The organism is Arthrobacter sp. NPDC080073, assembly GCF_040686575.1.
GTDB lineage: Bacteria > Actinomycetota > Actinomycetes > Actinomycetales > Micrococcaceae > Arthrobacter.
In genome coordinates this window covers 68,782-89,394 of record NZ_JBFBKR010000007.1, presented here as the reverse complement: position 1 = coordinate 89,394, position 20,613 = coordinate 68,782, and the positions used below count along the sequence as shown (strand labels likewise).

Here is a 20,613-nt window from a genome sequence, read left to right as displayed (position 1 = left end):
CAACTCCCGCATTAAGGAGGTCACATGGAAATGAAACAGCTCGTGGCCATGGTGACCGTAGCCGAGGCCGGGAGTGTGACACACGCTGCCCAGATGCTCCATATCGTGCAGCCGGCGGTGACGCGACAGATTAAGACGCTCGAGGACGAGCTGGGCGTCGTACTCTTCGACCGGACCCGGCAAGGAATGGTCCTGACGTCAGGCGGTGAAGTCTTCCTTCTCCATGCCCGCCGTGCGCTCCAGGAGATGGAACGCGCGCGCATTGAGCTGACGCCTCAGACAGGTGAAGTCACGGGGCTGGTGTCTGTGGGTGTTTTAGAGAGCCTGCTTGATGTGATCGTTCCCCCACTTGCGAAAGCAGTCGCTAAGAGATTCCCAGGAGTAGAGCTCCGGGTAATGTCAGGGTTTTCGGGCTACCTTCAGAAATGGCTGGACGACGGTGTTGTCGACATCGCGGTACTGTACAACCTCGCGGATACACCCGCGATGCGCGTAAAACCCCTGCTCTCCGAACGTCTCTGGGCCGTCGCTCCCGCTGACGCAGGGCTGCTGCCGGCAGAACCTGTCACGTGGGAACGAGTGCTGAGCGGACCGTTGATCCTGCCGATCCTCGGCCACGGGTTGCGTACACTCATCGATAAAGCGCGGTTCGATATTCCAATCGAGCCGAAGATCTCTCTCGAGACAAACTCCATGAGCGTTCAAAAACAAATGGTCCTCGCCGGGCGCGGTTGGACCATCCTGCCCGGGGCTGGCGTCGCTCGCGATATTCAGGCCGGCACGCTCAGCGGTGCACCCTTGGCCGAGCCGAGCCTCTCGCGCTCTGTCGTAGTGGGATTGCAGCGAACCGCCCGCATTCCACGTGCCGTCGAAGCAGTCAACGCCGAACTGATGCGAGTATCACGTAACTTAGTGGTCTCAGGCGCATGGCCGTCTGCCACGCTCGTGGACGGATCAAAGCAGTGACTGCGCCCAGGCAACAGCCGCCCACACGGCCACGGTCCGACCGTGCACTGCAACAACGGACTGTCATGTCCCAGGAACACACCCTCATCAGCAAATACCAATATCGAAGACTTCCATCACACATTGTTACGGAACCGTTCCGACGACGCAGGACGCTGCTGGGAGCGGGAACGAAGTGAGTCGTAGGGCCGAAGTCCATAAAAATCTCAAAAGACGTCATCGCTTCCCCCGGCAAGGTTCCGGCCCGAGTCCGGCGGTGCCTATGACCTCGGCCTCCCCATCCCTCAGGGACCCTCTTCCCGCGAGGATATGCGCAACTCACCATTCGTCCCGAACCAGACGCGGGACAAACACATCTATCTGAGAAGAGTCAAAGGAGATTCCCGATGCAAGGAGTCGTTTTCCGCGGAGACCGCGAACTAGAGCTACGGCACTTCCCCGACCCTACTCCAGGCCCGGAGGAGGTCGTCGTCGAGGTACGCGCCTCTGGCATGTGCGGGTCCGATCTGCACGAGTACCGCAAACCCAAGGGTTCAGCGCCGGAGGTGATTGCGGGGCATGAGCCGGCGGGTGTAATCGTCGCTGTCGGCGAATTGGTGCCCACGTCCTGGGTTGGGCGCTCGGTGATGATCCATCACTACATCGGTTGCCGTCGCTGCGACCAATGCCGCTCGGGGTGGACCCACTTGTGCCGCAAGGCGTTACGCGCGCTGGCATTGAATGTCCACGGAGGGCACGCCGACTTCATCAACATGCCGTTCTCGAGTGTTATGCCTCTACCGGAAGGCTTGTCGTTTTCGGCCGCGGCTGCCATCAGCTGCGGGACGGGCACCGCGTGGGGGGCACTCGAGATGATCGGTGTGCGCGGCGACGACACCATCGCCATCTTCGGTCAGGGTCCCGTCGGCCTCGCGGCGACGCAACTGGCGACCGCGATGGGCGCCAAGGTGATCGCACTTGACATCGAACCGAAGCGGCTGGAACGTTCGCGGGAGTTCGGCGCCGTGGAGACAATCAATCCCCGCGAGGTCGACTCGGTCCAAGACGCGGTGCTTGATCTTACCAGCGGCCGCGGCGTGACCAAGAGTCTGGAGACTTCGGCGGCGCCGATCGCTACCCAGCAAGCGCTGCAGGTGCTAGGCCTCTGGGGCGCAGTGTGTTGGATTGGGCGAGGAGCGTCACTGCAGGTGGACATGACGGAGCAGCTCACGAAGCAGATCACGGCCAAGACCTCTTGGACGCTCTCCTCCGTGCAAATGGAACACCTTGCGGACTTCGTACTAGACCGCAGCATTGATGTCGACGCCCTCTTCACCAAAAACTGGACGCTGAACGAGGCCACGGAGGCGTACCAGTGGTTCGATCGCCAGACCGACGGCAAGGGCGTTTTTGTGCCCAAGAATTAAGAGGTACAGATGGCGCCCGGGACGCAGCAGCCCGGGATCCCCTTGCAGCAGACCGCGATACACACGGGAAAGGAATCATCATGGAATACCGCAACTTAGGACGTTCAGGGTTGAAAGTCTCCACCATTACCCTCGGGGCGATGATGTTTGGCGGCCGGGGCTTTTTCGCATACGCCGGCAGTACCGGTCTGGATGAAGCGAAACGGCTGCTGGATGTGGCGCTCGATCACGGGGTGAACCTGGTCGACACAGCGAATGTGTATTCCTACGGCGCCTCTGAAGAGATGCTTGGGGAGGCACTCAAAGGGCGACGAGACCGCACGCTTGTCGCTACCAAGGTGCGCATGGCTATGGGAGACGGTCCAAACGACGGCGGGCTGTCACGGCATCAGATTGTCGCCCAGGCCGAGGCGAGCCTGCGTCGCCTCAATATCGACCATATCGACCTCTATCAGGTACACGAGTGGGATGGACAGACTCCCCTCGAAGAGACACTCGAGGCACTCGACTCGCTCGTGCGCTCAGGCAAGGTGCGTTATGTCGGCAGTTCAAACTACGCGGGCTGGCAGTTGATGAAAGCCCTCGGCGTGTCCGAGCGAAACGGATACCAGCCGTTCGTTTCCCAACAGATTCACTACACCCTGCAGGCTCGCGAGGCCGAATACGAATTGCTCCCGATCGCCGAAGACTCTGGCGTCGGGGTGCTGGTCTGGAGCCCACTGGCGGGCGGCTTGCTTTCGGGCAAATACCGACGGGGGCAGCAGGCACCAGAGGGCACCCGCCAACTCGCCGAATGGAATGAGCCACCGGTCCGTGACGAGGACGCCCTGTATGACATCGTGGACGAACTGGTCGCTATCGGCGATGCCCGAGGGGTTTCCGCCGCTCAGATATCGCTGGCGTGGCTGCTAGGCCGGCCGGGCATGTCGTCGCTCGTCGTGGGTGCCAAGACTGAACAGCAGCTCTTGGACAACCTCGCCGCCGTAGACATTGCCCTCACCGAAGAGGAGCGCCATCGCTTGGACAAGGTATCCGCGCCTACGCTGATCTACCCGTACTGGCACCACGCGAAGTCCGCTTCAGACCGGCTCGGTCCTCACGACATCGTTGCCAACGAGGCACTCCGACACACCCGGGAACCGCTGGGAATCTCCGTATAGGAAGGACGGCTCGGGGCGTGCAGCTCGCAGCACGACCCGAGCACAGCCTTGTCACACCGGTTCTGGCGTGACCCGGCGATGAATGAGCGACGTCGGCCCCGCATATCCGCGTCCTCCAAGGCAGGGTTGTGGAAACGAGCCCACTTCCAGGCTCGTCGAGGAGGTAGTCGCAGGTTCGAAAAACGCTCCTGTCCAGGCCGGCTCCGGTCAGTTAGCCTTCAGCAGTTTCGTCGTCGGCAAATAGCGAGTGAGGCCCTAGCTGGTTTTGGCCGGGTTCGCTCTGTGAACGTGTCGCCGTTCTGGTTTTTAAGGCCGCGATCCGGTGAAGCCGAGTAGGGGCACCGGCCGACCGTGTAACTACAGAGGGAAGGAACCGTGGTGAGCTATGACTTCAGGGGGAGACCCGCATTCGTCACAAGGCGCGAGTGCCGAGAGGGGAACTGCCATACCCCAAGGCTCGGCCGACGAACGGCTGACGAACGGAAGGCACTCCAAACCGTCATATGCATCCTCGGGAAGCTTGGATTTGGGGCGTCCGTTGACTAAACGACGCTCGGATCTGATGCCCACCTTGGTCTACGCGGCGCTCTCTACGGCAATCGTGAGCTCGCTGGGCATGTTGTTGGTGCCCTCCATTTCCCGCGAGATGGATGTATCGGTCAGCACGGCGCAATGGATGCTCACCGTCAACCTTCTGGTCGGCGCTGTCGCGACCCCCATCATGGGGAGGTTGAGCGACGGACCGCACAAGAAGCGGCTTCTAATGTCAGCTCTGTCCATCATCCTCATAGGATCAATCATCGCCGCGGTGTCCCCCAACTTCACAGTGTTCTTGGTCGGACGAGCGCTTCAGGGCCTGACCTACGGGGTCGTTCCGGTGACAATCGCCCTTGCGCGCCGTTACGTCCGCTCGGACAAGGTGCAGTTCTCTATCTCCAGCCTTTCGGTGACCGTCTCAACCGGGATCGGGATCGGTTATCCCCTGACGGGAATCATCGCAGGACTGTTCGATTTCCGGTTCGCCTTCTGGTTCGCCGCGTTGTTTGTTGTCACTGCCATCGCCGTCGTCTTTCGCGTCGTCCCGGCAGGTCCTGACAAACGGGCCCCACGGGTGCCTTTCGACTACACCGGTGCGGTCCTACTCGGCCTCGGTCTCGGCGCCCTGCTCCTGGGCATTGGGGAAGGGCCGAACTGGGGATGGGGCTCCCTATGGACCAACGGTGCCTTCATGTTCGCCGCAGCCGTCCTGACGGCCTGGGTCCGGACCGAACTGCGGACGCCGCATCCGCTGGTTAATCTTCAGGTCCTCCGGAACGGTCAAGTTCTGTTGGCCAACGGTACGGCCGTTGGGCTCGGCGCCGCCATGTACATTGGTCTCTCGATTTCCAGCCTCGTCGCCCAGGCCCCGACTTCTACCGGCTACGGCATCGCGATGCCGATATTCTGGGCCGGCTTCGTTATGTTCCCGTTGTCGGTGGGTAGCTTCGGCGCGAACCGTCTCGTGCGCCGCTTGGCGCGCCGGATCCGCCTGGCGACCCTGCTGCCGATCGGCGCGGGCATGATCACGGCGGCCGGCATCCTGCTCTGGTTTGCCCACGCCGAACTCTGGGAGATCCTGATCGGGATGCTGGTGTTCGGTCTGGGAACGGGGTCCAGCTACGCCGCCATGCCGGCGCTGATCGCCCGCAGTGTGGCAGCTAACGAATTGGGCAGTTCCGTTAGCTTCAACCAGGTACTTCGCACCGTGGGGAGCTCCTTCGGCACTGCAGCCTCAGGCGCTGTGCTCGCCGCGAACATGGCACCGGATCTTCACCCGACCGGTGCCGGGATTAATGCAACATTCGCGATCGGCGCAATCCTTTGCCTCACCGTGTTCATCTCTCTACTCACCCACCTCCTCATGACGCACATACGCCGGCAGTCTCAGGCCTTGCCACATTAGGGGCGGCCACACACAGCGGCCACGGTTGCTCGATCTGCACGCGGCACGAGAATCCATCGGCCAGGACAATACTGTTGTCCCCGTTGCCAATGCCGTACTCTTCCACGCCTCCGCTGCGTCTCCGCACGTTTATGGTCACGAGCTCGTCGTGGACGGCGGGTTGACGCTGTCTTAGGACGCAGCGGAACTCAACCTGTTCAAGCCTCAATCAGGACCTAACATTCCTCCCTTTCTCGCTTCCGATGACGGGTCTTCCAAAGCACACTTACACAGAGTCGCGGGTGGGCTTCGGGATTAGCGAGGAATGATCTCGCCTCGTAAGGAAATGGGGCGTGGTAGCCAAAGCTAAAGGCAGTCCCGGCCAACAGCAGGTAAGGGGGCTGGCATTGTGTTGCACGCTAGCACGGTCCGGCCAGAGGACCACGAAACTTCGTTCGTGAAATCGAATGCGTGACTCACGCGATCCATTTCCGACGAATGGTCTCCTCGCCTCCGCGCTGCGGAATCGGAACAACACGACATTCCGAATGCCCAAGACCGTCATCGCACGCACATCCTGAGCACCGTGCTAGCGTTGGGATGCGCACCTTCTAGGCAGTGAACCTGGTGAACGTGAATAAACCACGACTTCGCAGTTCGTCATCTGGAGAGTGCGGCTCCCTGGATCCATAGGTTCCGGTGATTCCAACCTAAGCCAAGGAGTTCCTATGGAGATGAAGCAGCTCATTGCCATGGTAACCGTGGCCGAAGTCGAGAGCGTCACGCGGGCTGCTCAGCTGTTGCACCTCGTGCAGCCAGCGGTGACGAGGCAGATCAAGACGCTTGAGGACGAGTTGGGCGTCATACTCTTCGACCGGACACGTCATGGCATGGTTCTGACCTCAGCTGGTGAAGTCTTCCTCTCTCATGCCCGGCGTGCCCTGCAAGAGTTGGAGCGTGCCCGATCTGAACTGACACCCATGCCGGGGGAGGTTACAGGCCGAGTTTCGGTAGGAGTGCTCGAGAGCCTGTTGGATCTGATCGTCCCGGCGCTTGTCGATTCGGTAGCAGAGAAATTCCCGGGAGTGGAGCTCCACCTGTTGTCAGGAGTCTCCCGCCATCTCAAAGAATGGTTGGACGATGGTATCGTCGACGTCGCCCTGCTCTACAACGTGGCAGATACAACCGCGATGCGAGTGAAGCCGCTGCTTAATGAGCTCCTATGGGCGGTGGCACCGCCCCAATCGGGCTTACTACCAGCAGAACAGGGCACCTGGCAGCGAGTACTCCGTGAACCACTCATCCTGCCAACCGTCGGACACACTTTACGCACGCTCATCGACAAGGCGCGGGCGGACATCCCTCTCGAGCCGAAAATCATTCTTGAGACCAATTCGTTGAACATTCAAAAGCAGATGGTGATGGCCGGTCGAGGCTGGACTATTCTGCCTGCTGCCGGAGTGGCCCGCGACATACAGCAAGGCAAGCTCACTGGCGCCCCTCTTTCAGAACCGAGCGTGTCACGCTCAGTGGTGATAAGTCTCCCTCGGACGGCTCGCGTACCTCGTGCCGTCGAAGTCGTTGCCGTTGAGCTACTGCAAGTATCCCGGCGACTCGTCTTGTCAGGCGAGTGGCCCTCCGCCACGCTCGTGGACTCCCCGTAACTAGAAGTAGGGCTGTGAGACCCGTTCAGCGGGCGCCTCCAGCATCGATACCTTGATGAAGTCGGCGAGGATCTGGAAAAGGATGTCGTCATCCTCGACGAGGCGGCGCAGGACCCTTAATACCGCCATCTGACTTGAGATCCAGCACGATGGATTCCTTGCTGCGGTTCAGCCATACTAAATAACTGGCAATACCATTGACCTTGTCGCATAGCCCCGAGCGAAGTCACCGGTGTCACGCTCGACCTTGATCACCCGGGCTCCCAGGTCGGCCAGCTGCCGAGTCGCAAACGGGGCAGCAACCGCCTGCTCAACGACTGTGAGTCCTTTCAGCGCCCGGGACGCCGCGTCTGCACCTGTCTGAGGACGAGGCCGCGAGGCTCCCGGCGGTGGTTCGGTCTTGCGGGTCCGCCGGCTTTGCCGCGGACCCGCAAGATAACCGGCATACGGCGGGCGCGTTGGGTCACCCGATCGAAAAGCGCGAGGCATCAAGCGACGGCGACGGCACTCCCTCTTGATAAACTCCAGGTCCCCAGGCGCCCTTTGTCAGTAGTGGATCACTCCGCGCTGGCCGCCGCCCACCGCTACCGATTCGCCCGTGACAGCAACGCTGCGTGGAGAGCAGAGGAAGGTGATGACGTCTGCCACCTCGGCTGATGTGACCATCCGGCCGATAGATGTCGCGTTATCAAGACGTTCCTTCACCACATCCACGTCCTCCCCAGTCGCCTCGGCCATACGCTGGAGCAGATCTTCAGTGCGCTCCGTCACTGTCATGCCTGGGTGAACTGCAGTCACGTTGATACCAGACTCACCCAGCTCATCTGCCAGATTCTTGGTCATGGCTGCAACAGAGACATTGCGGATCGAATTGAAAGGAGATCCCGTCGACCGCGCACCCAAACCGGCAACATTGACGATTCTCCCCCACCGGGATGCCGCCATATGGGGCACCACCGCTTGAGCGCAACGAAGATACCCGAGCACTTTGGTGTCTATCTCACGGAGCAAGTCTGCGCCATGCAGGTCCTTGATAGCGCTCGGCTTGGTTGCATCGGCGGCCTGTGCGGCCGCGTTCACGAGAATGTCAACGCTCCCAAACTCTTTCACCGTCCTGGCAACAAGGTCGCTGATGGCTGCCTCGTTAGTCGTATCTGCGCACACAGCCAAGGCGTGGCCGCCGTCTAAGCGAATCTGAGCGCATGCACGCTCCAACTCATCACCGCCGCGCGCCACCATGGCGACTTTAGCGCCCTCACGAGCCAGGGCAGAAGCTACCGACAGCCCGATCCCCTTGCTCGCACCTGTGACGATGGCGATTTTTCCGGCCAGTAACAAATCCATAAGTCTATCTCTCCACACGTAGTGAGTTATTGCATGGCAGGACCAACACCGAGTCTCAGAGAGTTCGGTAGTAGGGAGAAGATCAGCAGCATGTCCGGTGAGATGATGGCGATCCGAAATATTGATCCGTATCTGGCCTACTCGGCCATGGTCAGAATGCCTGGTTGATTTCGATGAGATTCATTGAGGGGTCGTACGTGTAGATCTGATGATAGTCCTGAACAGCCCAGCGCCCGGCTTCGACAAAGAAAACGCCTGCAGCAGAAAGCCGGGACTTCACTTCCTCTATATCGTCCACTGCGATCGCGATATGCCCATTGAGACGAGGATTGATGCCGAGTTCCATCACGCTCTTCGCATACTCGGGGGTGGAATCCGAGATGTGAATGCTCGACGGTTCCCCCGTCGCTGACATTTCAGCAGTCTGTGGGCCCACGAAACGAGTTCCGCCCCGCTGATTGTAGTCCTTGGCGAATTTTGGCTGAAAATCAACCAGATCGAACATGTCGTGATAAAAGGCGATGGTCTCCTCGAATTTGGGAGCGGAAATGTTGACATGATGAATCCGAGACCGCATTGGATGCAGCTCCCCTTTCGTTCTGAGCCCTAGCAAAAGGACCCTCTAAGTCCTTGGAATAGCGGACATTAGTGATCATAGCCCGTGATGGAAAGCCTGGGCCATTCATACTTTCTGATGGCACCATTACCCGTCGACATACTACGACGCCCGGTTCTTCATTAGAGGAAAGGGGTTACCTACCTGCATTTATTCGTTCCAGCTCCCTGCGGATCGGCAAAGTCGACCTAATATGCTCAAGCCAGTCCGCCAGTACCCCGATGACCTCATCCGCCGTGCCCTTCGGCAGCCCGACTGACTGTTGGATGCGCATGAATGGCGGCTCAAGAATGCGATTACCAGAGGATGAAGCGTAGGCTGTCAGAGGCTGGCGAACGCCGGCAACAACCTCCAGCTGCTGCTGTACATACGCGTCAGTTTCGGCCTCAGCACGCACTATTTGCGCTTCCTTTATCGTTCGTGTCAGGTACAGGTCGTACGCGGAACCACGCCGGACCGCGATCCTCACTCCGGCTCTGTCGACTTTTGTCGCATCCTGGAACGGAGCGAGCGGTCCCGTGGCGTACACGCCTTCGAGAACAACGTAAGGCGGAGTGAAAGCAATATGTTCGCGCCGCTTGGGCTCATCGGCGAGGAAGCACACGTCTGCCCTCCGCTCAGCCATCGCTCTGTACGCGTCACGAGCTGCTTCGACGCACAGAAACTCGACTTGGAGATCCATCCATCTCGCCATTTCGCGGGCGAGCACCACTGTGATGCCCCTCGGCAGTACTGCGTCACCTTGGGCCAGAACCGGGTTTCCGAGGTTGATAACGGCGCGGAGCACCCCAGTTGGCGCCAGAGCCTTAATAGACTCTGGATTAGGAATGTTGAAAGCCAAGGATTTTTCCTTTCGTTGACGGATGGAGGCACGCTGGGCACCGTCCGGCAGGAGCTTTCCCTGAGGCCAACGCTCAGCGGAGAAGCCCGGCTTAGGACTCGTTGTGGTCATCGAGCGTAGGCGCCCCACGTGAACGGAGGCGGAGTGTTCCGACGTTTGGGGCCGCCTTCGGACTTTATCCGACAACAGTCCGAGGTGACCGTCCGCACCGTGCCCTCATTTTGGCGACGCTCCACGAAATCACCGGTGTCCGAACGGTAACACAGGCTAAGGGCGCTGCTCGAGTCCCGAGGTCCCAGAATTCGTGAAGCTCCCAGATGGTGATGCGAGGGCAGCGTCGAGGTTCCCTTGTTCGTATCTCGCGGGCGACCTTCCCGGGCGGCCTGATAACCGCCCGCCCGTCGCCAGTGCGATACCGGAGTGTTTTCGACAACGCCACCTACTCGACTGTCTACACCGAGGTGGGCAAGCGAATTTACTTGAAACCCACCCGTTTCCGCCCGCACCCTGGCCCCAACCCACGCACACATGCCCGCACGCCGGAACGCCACGCAAAGGGGACGACCACGCCACCCCGCGCGGCCCCCGAGATGCAAGAAGATGATACTCATATCAAAAATGGGCATTTGCCGTCCGGTCGCATCACGGCGCAGGATGGATTCAACACGACCCGTGAGTCGATCACCGGAGTGAAAGTCGTGAGTCAGCTATTCGATGGGCGCTGGATGGCCAGCCCCCATCTCGATTTGCACGGGAGCCCAATGACGATCTCAACCGCGGCTGGTAAAAACCGTAGGCCTCAGCTTTTCAGGTCACTGCTGTTTATCCCAGCGACAAAGCCTCGGTGGATCAGCAGCGGCGTCAGCGCTGGCGCAGACGCCCTCATCCTCGACCTCGAAGATGCTGTTGCTGAAACAGATAAGCCAGCTGCGAGGGAGGCCTTGAAGGCAATCAAGGCGGAAGATCACGGACCAGTGCACCTGCTTGCGCGAATGAATGAGGTACAGTCCGGCCATCTCCTCGACGACATCGAAGCCATTGTTGCGTCCCGCTGCCATGGTGTGGTGGTTCCGAAGGTGGAGAGCGTAGACGACCTGAAAATACTGATAAACACCGTAAAACTGTTCGAACGGAACTCGCACCGAGCCCAGCCACTTGATATACACGTCATGCTGGAGAGTGCTGCCGGCATCCGGAAGGCCTTCGAACTCGGCAGCTGCGATGAGCGTGTCAAGAGCCTCATGACCGGCACAATTCCAGACGGCGACGTTGCACGATCGGTCGGCTACACGCCAACGAGGTCGGGGCTCGAGACCCTGTACCTTCTTTCATTTGTTCAGCTGGAAGCCCGAGCGGCCGGTTGCGCCACCTATGCCATGGTCTCTGCGTCAGTAGGACATGGTGAAGATGAGATGCAAGAGAAGCTCCAGCAAGCCAGAAGTATCGGGTACACCGGAGCAACTTTGATTCATCCGTCGCATGTACTGGCTGCAAACACTACTTTCGGCCCCAGCGACGAAGAGATAAAGAGGGCCGAACGAGTCCTCAGAGCTCTCGAACAGGCGCACTCAGAGGGCCGAGGCGCGATTGCACTCGACGGCCAAATGATCGATACCGCGCACGGCGTTTCAGCTCGAGCAACACTCGAAGTTGCCTCTGAGTATCGGCTAACGGTCACCCCTTTCAGCTAAGAAATTACGAGAAGAGAAGCAAATGGCAATGGCATTAGAAGGAATCCGCGTACTTGAATTCGGACACGTTATTGCAGGCCCCTTTGCAGCAAGCCTCCTGGGCGATCACGGTGCAGAGGTCATAAAGGTTGAGCGCCCAAACCAAGGCGACAGCCTCCGCAAGATGGGACCGCAAAATGCACGTGGACTCTGGTTCGAGGTGAGCGCACGAAACAAGAAGAGCGTGGAAGTCGACCTCGGCAGCCCCGAAGGAGCAGCCTTTGCTCGCGAGCTGGTCGAAAGCGCGGACGTGGTGATCGAAAACTTTCGTCCGGGAGTCATGGAACAGTGGGGACTCGGCTGGGACGACATCCACAGCATCAATTCCAGAGCGGTGATGCTCCGGATCTCGGGATTCGGCCAGAGCGGTCCATACAGTGAGCGTCCAGGATTCGGCAAAATCAGTGAAGCCTTCAGCGGGGCCACGAACCTGACCGGCTACACCGATGCCCCGCCCGTACACCCGGGTTACTCCCATGGAGATTTGGTTACGGGGGTCTTCGGTGCCTTTGGCGTGATGCTTGCCCTGCACGAGCGAAACACATCCGGACTGGGACAAATGATCGACCTGCCTCTTTACGAGGGCCTGTTCAGGATGATCGATTGGCAGGTGCCCTTCCTTGAGGTTCTTGGGATAGATTCCACCCGCGCCGGGGCGTCCTTTCCGTTTGCCGGCGGCTTCATTACGGAGATTTTGCCTACCATCGACGGTAAATTCGTGGTGGTTTCCGCGGCCACTGGAAAGCACGTCGGCAACGTTATGGAGTTTCTGCGGGAGGGGGGGCACCTCGAGGTTGAAGACAAAGGTGATGTTCCGGTGTCGGTGATCAAAGAGGCGTTAGGCGCCTGGCTTGGAACACAGAACTCCGATGAAGCAGTGGACCGCCTGAAATCTGTTGGAGTGATTGCAGAAAAGGTGAGCAAGCCCAGCGACATCGTCAAAGATCCGCATATCGCTGCCCGGCAAAATCTCGTCGCTGTCGAGAGCGCAGAATACGGAAAATTTGCCGTACCAAGCCCAGTACCCCGGCTCTCACGGACTCCAGGCCAAGTACGTTCTCTAGGCCCAAAGCTCGGCGCAGACAACAAGCTGCTCAACGCTCCCCCCGTCAACGCCGACGTCAGCCCGGATCTTTCACCCGTAGGGGTCGTCGAGGCTGGCTGAAGTTCCTGCCGGAGGCAGCAGAGGTTTCGGGCATGCCGGACAGAACGAAGATGAGTGTTGATCCCGGCGGGTTGTCCGTCTGGGGGATGATTCGGGTTGCATTGATGACGCCAGGGTCTGGGCGGAAGGCAGCCGTCCCGCAAATATTCCATAGCTTTGCTTGCCAAATTCAACAGTATTACTTCTCAAGGGAGAGAAACCTACGACCGGAACCATAGAGAAGAGCAGTCTCAGGTCGCCACCCCTTCCGACGAAGCAAGGCGACAGAGCTGTACCAAAAAGTTCTTTGGTTGCCGAGTCGATTGGAACGTTTGTCGGGTACTTCGATTTGGTGACGCTCGGGGCGTTGGCTTCGGCTATGGCCGGAGTTTTTTCCCAGCTCTAATGGAGCAGCTGGCATTCTTCAGCCTTTCGCGGTCTTCGCGCTGGCGTTCCTAGCACGGCCTTTGTCTGGGCTGTTGTGGGTCCTATCGGTGATCGGATTATGTCGCACACGAACCTTGGCGGCGATCATCATCGCCATGACCGTGGCCACGGTCCTGACCGGGCTCCTTCCGAGCGTTGCGGTAGCCGGCATCTGGGCGCCCGTCATGCCCGCCCTACTTCTGTTAGTTCCCGGAATCTCAGCGGGCGGCGAATTTCCGGACGCCGCACTCTTCATCGGCGAGTACGCGCAAAACAAGCGCAGAGCCTTCCAGACCCCCTGATCCAGATGGGGTGCTACGTTCTTCCTACACTCGGCCTCGTCCTCACTGCGATCGTGCACGGAATGAGGACAGGAACTTAGGTGTCCCCCAGTCCTGGAGTCCTTGCCGAACCGATTCCGGTACACGGGCTTCGCACTTTCGATGGGGTTGATCGTATCCCTGATCCCCGCCATCTCGAAGTGACCGCGGCGGCCCCGCAGCCGAACTGAAATGAAGAGTACGGCCACATGGCTGAACTTTGCCCATTCCGGGTTACCGTGACTTCTTTCAGCGCTAGGAGACGTCACTGCCTGACCCTCAATTTCGGGCAGCCGGAGTTCAGGCCGAAGCCAGCCCTCCGCCGTCGTCCGACTGCCGGGGCCCGGTATACATCGGCTCGTTGTCCGTTTCGGCGGCGACGCGGGCGTCGAAGTGGGCGGCCAGCAGTTCCCCAGAATGGACTATGTGGTGCTGCATCGCGACCCGCGTCGCCTCCGGGTCTTTCGCCTTCATGCCTTGGAGTAGTTCGGCGTGGTCGTCCATGGTGGCCCGCGGCCAGCCCGGGATGGAGGAATAGAACTGCCTCGGGACGTAGCGGGTAACCAGGCCAAGCAGCCAGATGATCTTCCGAGAATCGGCGAGTAAGTTGATCTCGCGGTGAAAGGCGTGGTTCTTCTCTTCGAGCCGATCGTGGTCGTTACGGGCGGCGGCCGCAATCAGCTCGTGGTGCAGCGCCTCGAGCTCGGCCACGTCCCGCTCTGTCGCCTTGGCAGCTGCGCGGGCTGCAAGCTCCCCGCCGATTAGGGCCTGGACCAGAAAAAGGTCCCGGATGTCCTGCCCAGTGAGCGGGCCTACGACAAACCCGCGCCGCGGCACCAGTTCCAGAAAGCCCTCCACACGCAGGGCCTGCAGCGCCTCGCGTGCCGGCGTGGTCGAAATGCCCAGGTCCTCGCCGATGGTCTCGGGACGGACCAATGCCCCGGGTCTCAGTTCGCCGGACATGATGAGGCCTCGGATGTGGGCGGTCGCCTTCTCGCTGAGTTGCGGGCTTGCGTTGCTGCGTGGACTGCGGCTGGTCATGGTCTGCGCACTCTTTCTGATCATTTTCCCCACCTAACATACGGCATGAGGCACGCCGGACCCGCTGTCAATGAATGCGATGGCTTATGCGCAACCCGAGAGCCCTCAGACCGCATGCGCGTCCTTCCCTCGACCTGACCGGGTGCGAACAGGCTGCGCAACGGCTTCACACCGGGTTTCACGTAATGCGCGGCGCGTTCTGCCATCTGCGGCGGCGGGAAACTCGTGCCCAAGAGGATTCTCTAATGCGCAGCAGAGGAGGTGGGGAGTACCAGCCCTTACACTCCAGCTTAGAGTGTGGCGCCGCTCAAGGCGGACGGCGGGCGCACCCTTCCCAGCGTTGAGCCCTAGGGCGATCGTTGCCCTGGCCGACATGGAGCACCCGTGATTCGCCGGCCGTCGCGCATCCGATTGTTAGTTCGGTGCACGTAATCAGACTAGCAATGTCGTTTCCGTGCACCAGGTGCGCCGCCGCGTCGAGGCCCAAGCCCCGGTCGCCAGTGACAGTGCACCCAAGCGTGCCCCGTTGGTCATGGTCTCGATGCTCGCGAGCTGGTCCAGGTCGACGGTGACGGAACCTACGTAGTCCGGGTGCAGGACGTGACAGGAGTCCACTGAATTTTAGACTGGAACATTGTCAGACCCATATAAAGCTCCGCTAGCCGGCCGTGTGTCGCGGCCAGTCCCACTCCATCCTGCATGACACAGCACTTGCAGAACCATCTAGAATCTGAGCCTCAAAATCCGATCTCGCCCGAAATATCTAGCGGGATGCACGAGGAGGAAGGAAATGCGTGAAAACCTGGTATCCGTCATGACGGGAAATGATCTGCCTAGGAGAGTTGCCGTCCGCTGAAATCCAGAGAAGTGAATTGTCCGGCATAACGGCCTCCACTGTTCCTTCGCGGACCAGTTTCCCGCCTTTCCAAATCTCAACACGCTGACCAAGAGTACGTTGCCAATTTGGTTGCAGCTGAAGGTCCATCGTGCTCCTAAATGAATGTAGCCAAATTCGGACAGCTATACCTGGTCGTTCAGAGAGAAAGCGCCGCCACGTTCAAGCTGTAAGGGACGCCTGCCACGAAGGCAACTATGGTTCCCCTTCCCGGTGCGGTGAGGCGGCGTCGACCACTGTGCGCCTCACATAAGACGTGCTGGAGGGCTGTGCACTCCGTATGAGCCCTTAATAGGAGCGCGGGAGGCCCAGGACCTTGGTGGCCACGAAGCTCTTGATCATGTTGTTGTTGACCGGAGCCACCTGGAACATACGGGTCTCGCGGAACTTGCGTTCGACGTCGTATTCGTCCACAAAGCCGTAGCCTCCGTGGGTGTCCAGACAGGCGTTCGCGGCGGCCCAACTGGCCTCGGAAGCTAGATGCTTGGCCATGTTGGCCTCGGCGCCGCAGGGTTCGCCGGCGTCAAAGAGCCGAGCGGCCTCGTAACGCATCATGTCCGCGGCCCGAACCTTCATGTAGGCATCGGTGATTGGGAACTGCACGCCCTGGTTGCTGCCGATCTTCCGACCGAACACCTCACGGTTGTTGGCGTACTCGACGCCCCGCTTCGTGAACCAATAGCCGTCGCCGATCGCTTCGGAGGCCAGGAGGATGCGTTCGGCGTTCCAGCCGTCGATGACGTAGCGGAAGCCCTTGCCCACCTCCCCGATCACGGCTGACTCTGGGACACGCATACCACGATAGAAGATTTGGTTGGTGGCGTAGTTGAACATGGTCCGAACCTTGACCACCTCGAGGGTATCAGGCTGTTCCGCCCGGACCTGGCGCATATCCACCAGGAACAGTGTCAGGCCGTGGGTTTTGTCGGAGCCCTTGCCCTCCGGTTTCTGGGAGGTCCTGGCAAGGACAAAGAGAAGGTCCGATTCGTCGATGCGGCTTGTCCAGCTCTTGTGCCCGGTGATGACGAAATCATCGCCGTCGCGCACCGCAGCGGTCTCGATGCTTGTGGTGTCCGAGCCCGCCTTGTCCTCGGTGATGGAGAAAGCCTGCAGCCGCAGCGAGCCGGCGGCGATCTGCGGCAGATACATCTGCTTCTGCGCCGCGTTGCCGTGCCGCAGCAGGGCACCCATGGTGTACATCTGCGCGTGGCAGGCCGCCGAGTGGCCGCCGGACTTGTTGATTTCCTCCATGATCACGCTGGCCTCGGTCAAACCCAGGCCCAAGCCGCCGTACTCGGCCGGGATTAGCGCGGAGAGCAGGCCGGCCTGAGTCAATGTATCCACGAACTCTTGCGGGTAGCGGCGGTTACGGTCCGTCTCGCGCCAGTACTCGTCGGGGAAGCCTTCGCAAAGAAGGCGGGTCTTCGCGCGCAGCTGGTCCAGCCCGGCAGTCAGGGTGTGCATCGGTGCTCCTTCGAAACATTGCTGGCGACCTCCGTCACCTCTGGGGAACGACGATACGCAATATATTGAACTATGACAAGAGACGCCGCGTTAGTTCGAGAAAACTGAAATTCCTTGACTTCTGGAGTCCTAACGAACCAAACTGACGTGGGGGCATGAATATATTGGGATTCATCGGCTGGCATTCGGCCGATGAGTGCAGCGAATCGAGGAGACCACCGATGACCGAAGAAGCAACCCAGAGGCCAGCAGGGGAAAGCCGCGTGGTACCGGGCTGGACGGGCCGTTTGTTCGAGGACTTCTCGCCCGGGGACATCTACTACCACCCGTTCGGCAAGACGGTGACAGAGGTGGACAACCAGTCCTTTACGCTGATGACGCAGAACGTGGCCAAGACGCACGTGGACCGAAATTTCGCCAAGGCCACCGAGTTTGGCCTGCCACTGGTCAACTCCACCTTCACGCTCGCACTGGTAACCGGCCAGTCAACGATCGATCTATCCATGAACGTCTTCGCAAACATGGGTTGGGACGAGGTCCGCATGCCCAATCCCGTTTTTGAAGGGGACACCATATATTCACGCTCTAAGGTCCTCGCCACCCGCGAATCCAAATCCCGCCCCAACCTCGGTTTGGTCACGGTAGCCACAGAAGGCTACAACCAGGACAGTAAGATCGTCATCAGCTACCGCCGCACCTTCATGGTGTACAGGCACGGTCATCTGCCTGGCGTCGAGTCCGCCCGGCCTGAGGAATCCAGCCTTCCGCTGATCGGGGACGCCCGGTGACGGCCGCGGCCGGAAGCAACACAACCGCCGTCGACACGAACGCGGTGACGAGAGCGGTCAGCGCCCTGTTCGTCCCCGGCGACCGTCCGGAGCGGTTCGAGAAGGCAATCGCCGCAGGTCCCGGCGTCGTGATCATCGATCTCGAAGACGCCGTCGCCCAGGATGCAAAGGCTAGCGCGCTAGCCTCGGTGCTGAAGGCAATTGCCCCCGATGTCGGCACCGGGCATGTGCGCGCCTTGGTGCGCGTGAACCCGAAAGGTTCGGATCAGTATGACGCTGAGATTACGGCACTGCTGGCGGCCGCCGAGGCGCCCGGAACTGGATTACTGGGCGTCGTAGTGCCGAAGTCGGAAGACGCCGTCGCCCTGCGGCAACTGCGCGCAGACATGCCGGGGCACTTGGCGCTGGTTCCGCTGATCGAGTCGGCCGCCGGCGTAGTGAATTCAGTGGAGCTGGCGAGCGTGTCTGGCGTGACCCGGCTGGCCTTCGGTGCCATCGACTTCGCGTTGGACATCAACGCTGACAGCGGAGACCGCTTCTTGGACCATGCCCGAGCACAGCTGGTCCTGGCATCCCGCGCGGCAGGCATTGCCGCCCCGCTGGACTCCCCATCCACCGAGATCACTGACATCAACAGGGTTGCCGATTCCGCCAGGCTCGCCCGTAACTTCGGCTTCGGCGGGAAATTGTGCATCCATCCGGCTCAACTAGCCACCGTGCACGGGGCGTTTGCACCCACGGAGGCCGAAATTAGGTGGGCACGCTCCGTGGTCGACGCCGAAGGGGCTGCCGCGCAGGTGGATGGACAGATGATCGATCGCCCAGTCACTGAGCGGGCCAAACGTATCCTGCAGCGGGCAGGGAATGAGCAATGACAGCTAAATCGCGCAACGGAGCGGTTTACAGTCGCCGACAAGGAAGCCCCTGGCCCTAGGGTTTAGTCGAAAGAGATTGTCACTGATGGTCCTGAGCGCAGTCACCGTACATTTGACGCATTCATGTTTTGCCCGGGCCAAATCCCATGCTCAATGCCGAAGGATCGATAGGCACAAACTGCCGCTGATCCAGGCCACGCAAGAGGATACGCCTTTAGGCTGCTAGGGCGGTCGTACTCTTCCGTCCGTGTCCTGCTGGCGCAGTTCCGCCGTTGTCCGACGGAGGCGGACGACGGCGGAACTGCGTACTAGTCGTTGTAGGGCAAGAGGCGGTCTGTCGAGAGATCCCAAACCACAGACTTCTGGCGCGTGTACATTGCCACCGAATCAAAACCGTTCTCCTTGCCGAATCCGCTCTGCTTCATGCCTCCGAACGGCACCGTAGGGTGAAACGAGCGGTAGGTGTTGATCCAAACCGTGCCTGCGACAAGATTCTTAGAAAGGTACTGGATCGCTCCAGCGTCATTACTCCACACCTGAGCACTTAGGCCGAACGGAGTGTTATTCGCACGCGCAAGCGCTTCGTCAAGGCTGCCATACGACAACACACTTGCGACGGGCCCGAAAAATTCCTCAGTCGCAGCCGGGTTATCATCAAAAACCTCCCCCAGCACAGTCGGCTGATAGAAGGCGCCGTCTCTGAGTTCGCCGTCTTCGGCCGGCGCACCGCCCGTCAAAAGGCTCGCTCCATTCTCGATCGATCGTCGCACAAGGTCGTCGACTCTGCTCCGATGCTGCCGGTTGATGAGTGTGCCCATTTGGGAAGACTCCCGGTCCGGAAGCCCGACCCGTACGGTTTTCGCCAGAGCCGCGAGTTCTTCAAGAACATGGCCATAGATTGACTCATGCACGAGGATACGAGAACCAGCCACGCAACTCTGACCACTCTTCGCAAAGTTCGAGTGAAGCACTGACGGGATTGCCGTTTCCAAGTCGGCATCCGGCAACAGGATGGCCGGACTCTTTCCTCCCAGTTCTAGAACCGTTGGCACGATGTTGGTGGCCGACTGAGTGAGTACTGCACGACCAGAAACGGGGCCACCGGTAAAGGCGACCATACCGATGTTTGCGTGCTGACTTAGTAGCGGTCCCACGATTGCGCCGCGCCCGGTGACAACATTGATGACCCCGCGAGGGAACCCCGCCTCGAGCGCGAGCTCCACCAGCCTGAAGTTAAGCAAGGGAGCGACTTCCGGCGCCTTGATGACGATGCAGTTGCCCGCAGCCAACGCAGGCCCCGCCTTCATTGCGACAAAGTTGGCGTTTCCGTTATAGGGGCTGATGCCTGCCACCACCCCGAACGGCTCGCGCAATTCATACGAGAGACGTTCTGGCAGCTGAGCAAACGAACGACCCTCGATCTTGTCTGCAATGCCTGCGTAGTACCTAAGAGTCCGTTCACATGATTCCAGCTCAGCACGCACTTCTTGACGGAGATGCCCTACGTCAGCGACTTCAATGTCGACGAGCTCCTCGCGACGTTCCGCGATGCGGTCTGCCCATGCCGATAACAGCTTCCCACGGACATCGGGACGGGTGTGACGCCAGGACGACTCGTAGGCCTGCTGGGCACCTTGGACGATCCAGTCGAGCTCCTCAGCCGTAACCTCGTGGAGCTCGCCAATCTGCCGTCCGGTCGAGGGATTCTCGATCGGCATGACGTATCCGCCCCGCGGGGTAACCACCCCCTCAGTCGAGATGTACCCAACGTTCGTCCGAATACCCATCATGTTCGCTGTCATGCGTGTTACCCAATTCTCTTGCAAGCTCGCCGGCCGAGCACTTTCGCCGGGCCCTTTAACGTTTACTCTTCGCGACCGAACAGTCTGCGGCTAATCACCCGGGATGCCGCAGCACAGTCCCTCGTGATTGGCTCACGTGGAAAATTGCGCTGGTGTGGTGCTGTCAATATAGGCGTCATAAAACTCCGGCCACGCCAGATGTCCGCACGG

The 20,613-nt window shown here is 60.1% G+C and carries 18 protein-coding genes and 1 pseudogene; 10 read left to right on the top strand and 9 right to left on the bottom strand.

Annotated features, from left to right (window positions below):
- The first annotated feature begins 24 nt into the window (after positions 1–24).
- From AB0O52_RS10475 to AB0O52_RS10455, 5 genes are all read left to right on the top strand, one after another.
- On the top strand, positions 25–966 hold the full coding sequence (locus AB0O52_RS10475; RefSeq protein WP_364537195.1) for a LysR substrate-binding domain-containing protein: 942 nt from the start codon (positions 25–27) through the stop codon (positions 964–966).
- 386 nt (positions 967–1,352) lie between these two features.
- A complete protein-coding gene (locus tag AB0O52_RS10470; protein ID WP_364537192.1) occupies positions 1,353–2,372 on the top strand; it encodes a zinc-binding dehydrogenase in 1,020 nt (339 codons plus the stop codon).
- A gap of 80 nt (positions 2,373–2,452) precedes the next feature.
- Positions 2,453–3,532, top strand: coding sequence for an aldo/keto reductase (locus AB0O52_RS10465; RefSeq protein ID WP_364537189.1), 1,080 nt, complete (start codon positions 2,453–2,455; stop codon positions 3,530–3,532).
- A gap of 538 nt (positions 3,533–4,070) precedes the next feature.
- A complete protein-coding gene (locus tag AB0O52_RS10460) occupies positions 4,071–5,474 on the top strand; it encodes an MFS transporter (protein WP_364537186.1) in 1,404 nt (467 codons plus the stop codon).
- A 707-nt stretch (positions 5,475–6,181) separates the two neighbouring features.
- A complete protein-coding gene (locus tag AB0O52_RS10455; protein ID WP_364537183.1) occupies positions 6,182–7,117 on the top strand; it encodes a LysR substrate-binding domain-containing protein in 936 nt (311 codons plus the stop codon).
- On the opposite strand, the gene AB0O52_RS10450 is transcribed toward AB0O52_RS10455, so the two are convergent.
- The 5 genes from AB0O52_RS10450 to AB0O52_RS10430 form a co-directional block, all read right to left on the bottom strand.
- Positions 7,118–7,246 carry a hypothetical protein gene (locus tag AB0O52_RS10450; RefSeq protein WP_364537180.1) on the bottom strand — a complete coding sequence of 43 codons (129 nt, stop codon included), beginning with the start codon at positions 7,244–7,246 and terminating at the stop codon, positions 7,118–7,120.
- A 48-nt stretch (positions 7,247–7,294) separates the two neighbouring features.
- Positions 7,295–7,606, bottom strand: coding sequence for a CoA transferase (locus AB0O52_RS10445; protein ID WP_364537177.1), 312 nt, complete (start codon positions 7,604–7,606; stop codon positions 7,295–7,297).
- Between the two features lie 57 nt (positions 7,607–7,663).
- Positions 7,664–8,461 carry an SDR family oxidoreductase gene (locus tag AB0O52_RS10440; protein WP_364537174.1) on the bottom strand — a complete coding sequence of 266 codons (798 nt, stop codon included), beginning with the start codon at positions 8,459–8,461 and terminating at the stop codon, positions 7,664–7,666.
- 151 nt (positions 8,462–8,612) lie between these two features.
- Positions 8,613–9,038, bottom strand: coding sequence for a VOC family protein (locus AB0O52_RS10435; protein ID WP_364537171.1), 426 nt, complete (start codon positions 9,036–9,038; stop codon positions 8,613–8,615).
- Positions 9,039–9,213: 175 nt separating this feature from the next.
- Entirely contained in the window at positions 9,214–9,918 is a 705-nt protein-coding gene (locus tag AB0O52_RS10430; protein ID WP_364537168.1) for a transporter substrate-binding domain-containing protein, read from the bottom strand.
- A gap of 761 nt (positions 9,919–10,679) precedes the next feature.
- On the opposite strand from AB0O52_RS10430, the gene AB0O52_RS10425 reads away from it, so the two are divergent.
- The 3 genes from AB0O52_RS10425 to AB0O52_RS10415 all read left to right on the top strand — a co-directional run bounded on the left by AB0O52_RS10425 (position 10,680) and on the right by AB0O52_RS10415 (position 13,520).
- Positions 10,680–11,609 carry a CoA ester lyase gene (locus AB0O52_RS10425; protein WP_364537165.1) on the top strand — a complete coding sequence of 310 codons (930 nt, stop codon included), beginning with the start codon at positions 10,680–10,682 and terminating at the stop codon, positions 11,607–11,609.
- Positions 11,610–11,631: 22 nt separating this feature from the next.
- Positions 11,632–12,813 (top strand): CoA transferase, encoded by a 1,182-nt coding sequence (locus AB0O52_RS10420; RefSeq protein ID WP_364537162.1) that lies wholly within the window; start codon positions 11,632–11,634, stop codon positions 12,811–12,813.
- Between the two features lie 500 nt (positions 12,814–13,313).
- Positions 13,314–13,520, top strand: a complete 207-nt coding sequence (locus AB0O52_RS10415) for a hypothetical protein (protein ID WP_364537159.1) — start codon at positions 13,314–13,316, stop codon at positions 13,518–13,520.
- Between the two features lie 318 nt (positions 13,521–13,838).
- Here AB0O52_RS10415 and AB0O52_RS10410 read toward each other — a convergent pair whose 3' ends face one another.
- The 3 genes and pseudogenes from AB0O52_RS10410 to AB0O52_RS10400 all read right to left on the bottom strand — a co-directional run bounded on the left by AB0O52_RS10410 (position 13,839) and on the right by AB0O52_RS10400 (position 16,938).
- Positions 13,839–14,603, bottom strand: a complete 765-nt coding sequence (locus AB0O52_RS10410; RefSeq protein ID WP_364537156.1) for a GntR family transcriptional regulator — start codon at positions 14,601–14,603, stop codon at positions 13,839–13,841.
- Positions 14,604–14,869: 266 nt separating this feature from the next.
- Positions 14,870–15,226, bottom strand: a pseudogene (locus tag AB0O52_RS10405) (aspartate 1-decarboxylase).
- A gap of 536 nt (positions 15,227–15,762) precedes the next feature.
- The gene (locus tag AB0O52_RS10400; protein WP_364537153.1) at positions 15,763–16,938 is read right to left on the bottom strand and encodes an acyl-CoA dehydrogenase family protein; all 1,176 of its coding nucleotides are present in this window, start codon (positions 16,936–16,938) and stop codon (positions 15,763–15,765) included.
- Positions 16,939–17,159: 221 nt separating this feature from the next.
- On the opposite strand from AB0O52_RS10400, the gene AB0O52_RS10395 reads away from it, so the two are divergent.
- A complete protein-coding gene (locus tag AB0O52_RS10395) occupies positions 17,160–17,726 on the top strand; it encodes a MaoC family dehydratase (protein WP_364537150.1) in 567 nt (188 codons plus the stop codon).
- Positions 17,723–18,601 (top strand): CoA ester lyase, encoded by an 879-nt coding sequence (locus tag AB0O52_RS10390; RefSeq protein ID WP_364537147.1) that lies wholly within the window; start codon positions 17,723–17,725, stop codon positions 18,599–18,601. Before AB0O52_RS10395 ends, AB0O52_RS10390 begins: the two co-directional genes overlap by 4 nt.
- Positions 18,602–18,909: 308 nt before the next feature.
- Here the strand turns inward: AB0O52_RS10390 and AB0O52_RS10385 are convergent, their stop codons facing one another.
- The gene (locus AB0O52_RS10385; protein WP_364537144.1) at positions 18,910–20,319 is read right to left on the bottom strand and encodes an aldehyde dehydrogenase family protein; all 1,410 of its coding nucleotides are present in this window, start codon (positions 20,317–20,319) and stop codon (positions 18,910–18,912) included.
- Positions 20,320–20,613 lie beyond the last annotated feature (294 nt).

Bases quoted from the DNA above. Each gene is read 5' to 3' on its own strand.
- AB0O52_RS10400 (WP_364537153.1), bottom strand. From the start codon at position 16,938: ATGCACACCCTGACTGCCGGGCTGGACCAGCTGCGCGCGAAGACCCGC.
- AB0O52_RS10435 (WP_364537171.1), bottom strand. From the start codon at position 9,038: ATGCGGTCTCGGATTCATCATGTCAACATTTCCGCTCCCAAATTCGAG.
- AB0O52_RS10455 (WP_364537183.1), top strand. From the start codon at position 6,182: ATGGAGATGAAGCAGCTCATTGCCATGGTAACCGTGGCCGAAGTCGAG.
- AB0O52_RS10410 (WP_364537156.1), bottom strand. From the start codon at position 14,603: ATGATCAGAAAGAGTGCGCAGACCATGACCAGCCGCAGTCCACGCAGC.
- AB0O52_RS10470 (WP_364537192.1), top strand. From the start codon at position 1,353: ATGCAAGGAGTCGTTTTCCGCGGAGACCGCGAACTAGAGCTACGGCAC.
- AB0O52_RS10385 (WP_364537144.1), bottom strand. From the start codon at position 20,319: ATGCCGATCGAGAATCCCTCGACCGGACGGCAGATTGGCGAGCTCCAC.
- AB0O52_RS10395 (WP_364537150.1), top strand. From the start codon at position 17,160: ATGACCGAAGAAGCAACCCAGAGGCCAGCAGGGGAAAGCCGCGTGGTA.
- AB0O52_RS10450 (WP_364537180.1), bottom strand. From the start codon at position 7,246: ATGGCGGTATTAAGGGTCCTGCGCCGCCTCGTCGAGGATGACGACATC.
- AB0O52_RS10440 (WP_364537174.1), bottom strand. From the start codon at position 8,461: ATGGATTTGTTACTGGCCGGAAAAATCGCCATCGTCACAGGTGCGAGC.
- AB0O52_RS10465 (WP_364537189.1), top strand. From the start codon at position 2,453: ATGGAATACCGCAACTTAGGACGTTCAGGGTTGAAAGTCTCCACCATT.
- AB0O52_RS10425 (WP_364537165.1), top strand. From the start codon at position 10,680: ATGACGATCTCAACCGCGGCTGGTAAAAACCGTAGGCCTCAGCTTTTC.
- AB0O52_RS10475 (WP_364537195.1), top strand. From the start codon at position 25: ATGGAAATGAAACAGCTCGTGGCCATGGTGACCGTAGCCGAGGCCGGG.
- AB0O52_RS10445 (WP_364537177.1), bottom strand. From the start codon at position 7,606: ATGCCTCGCGCTTTTCGATCGGGTGACCCAACGCGCCCGCCGTATGCC.
- AB0O52_RS10420 (WP_364537162.1), top strand. From the start codon at position 11,632: ATGGCAATGGCATTAGAAGGAATCCGCGTACTTGAATTCGGACACGTT.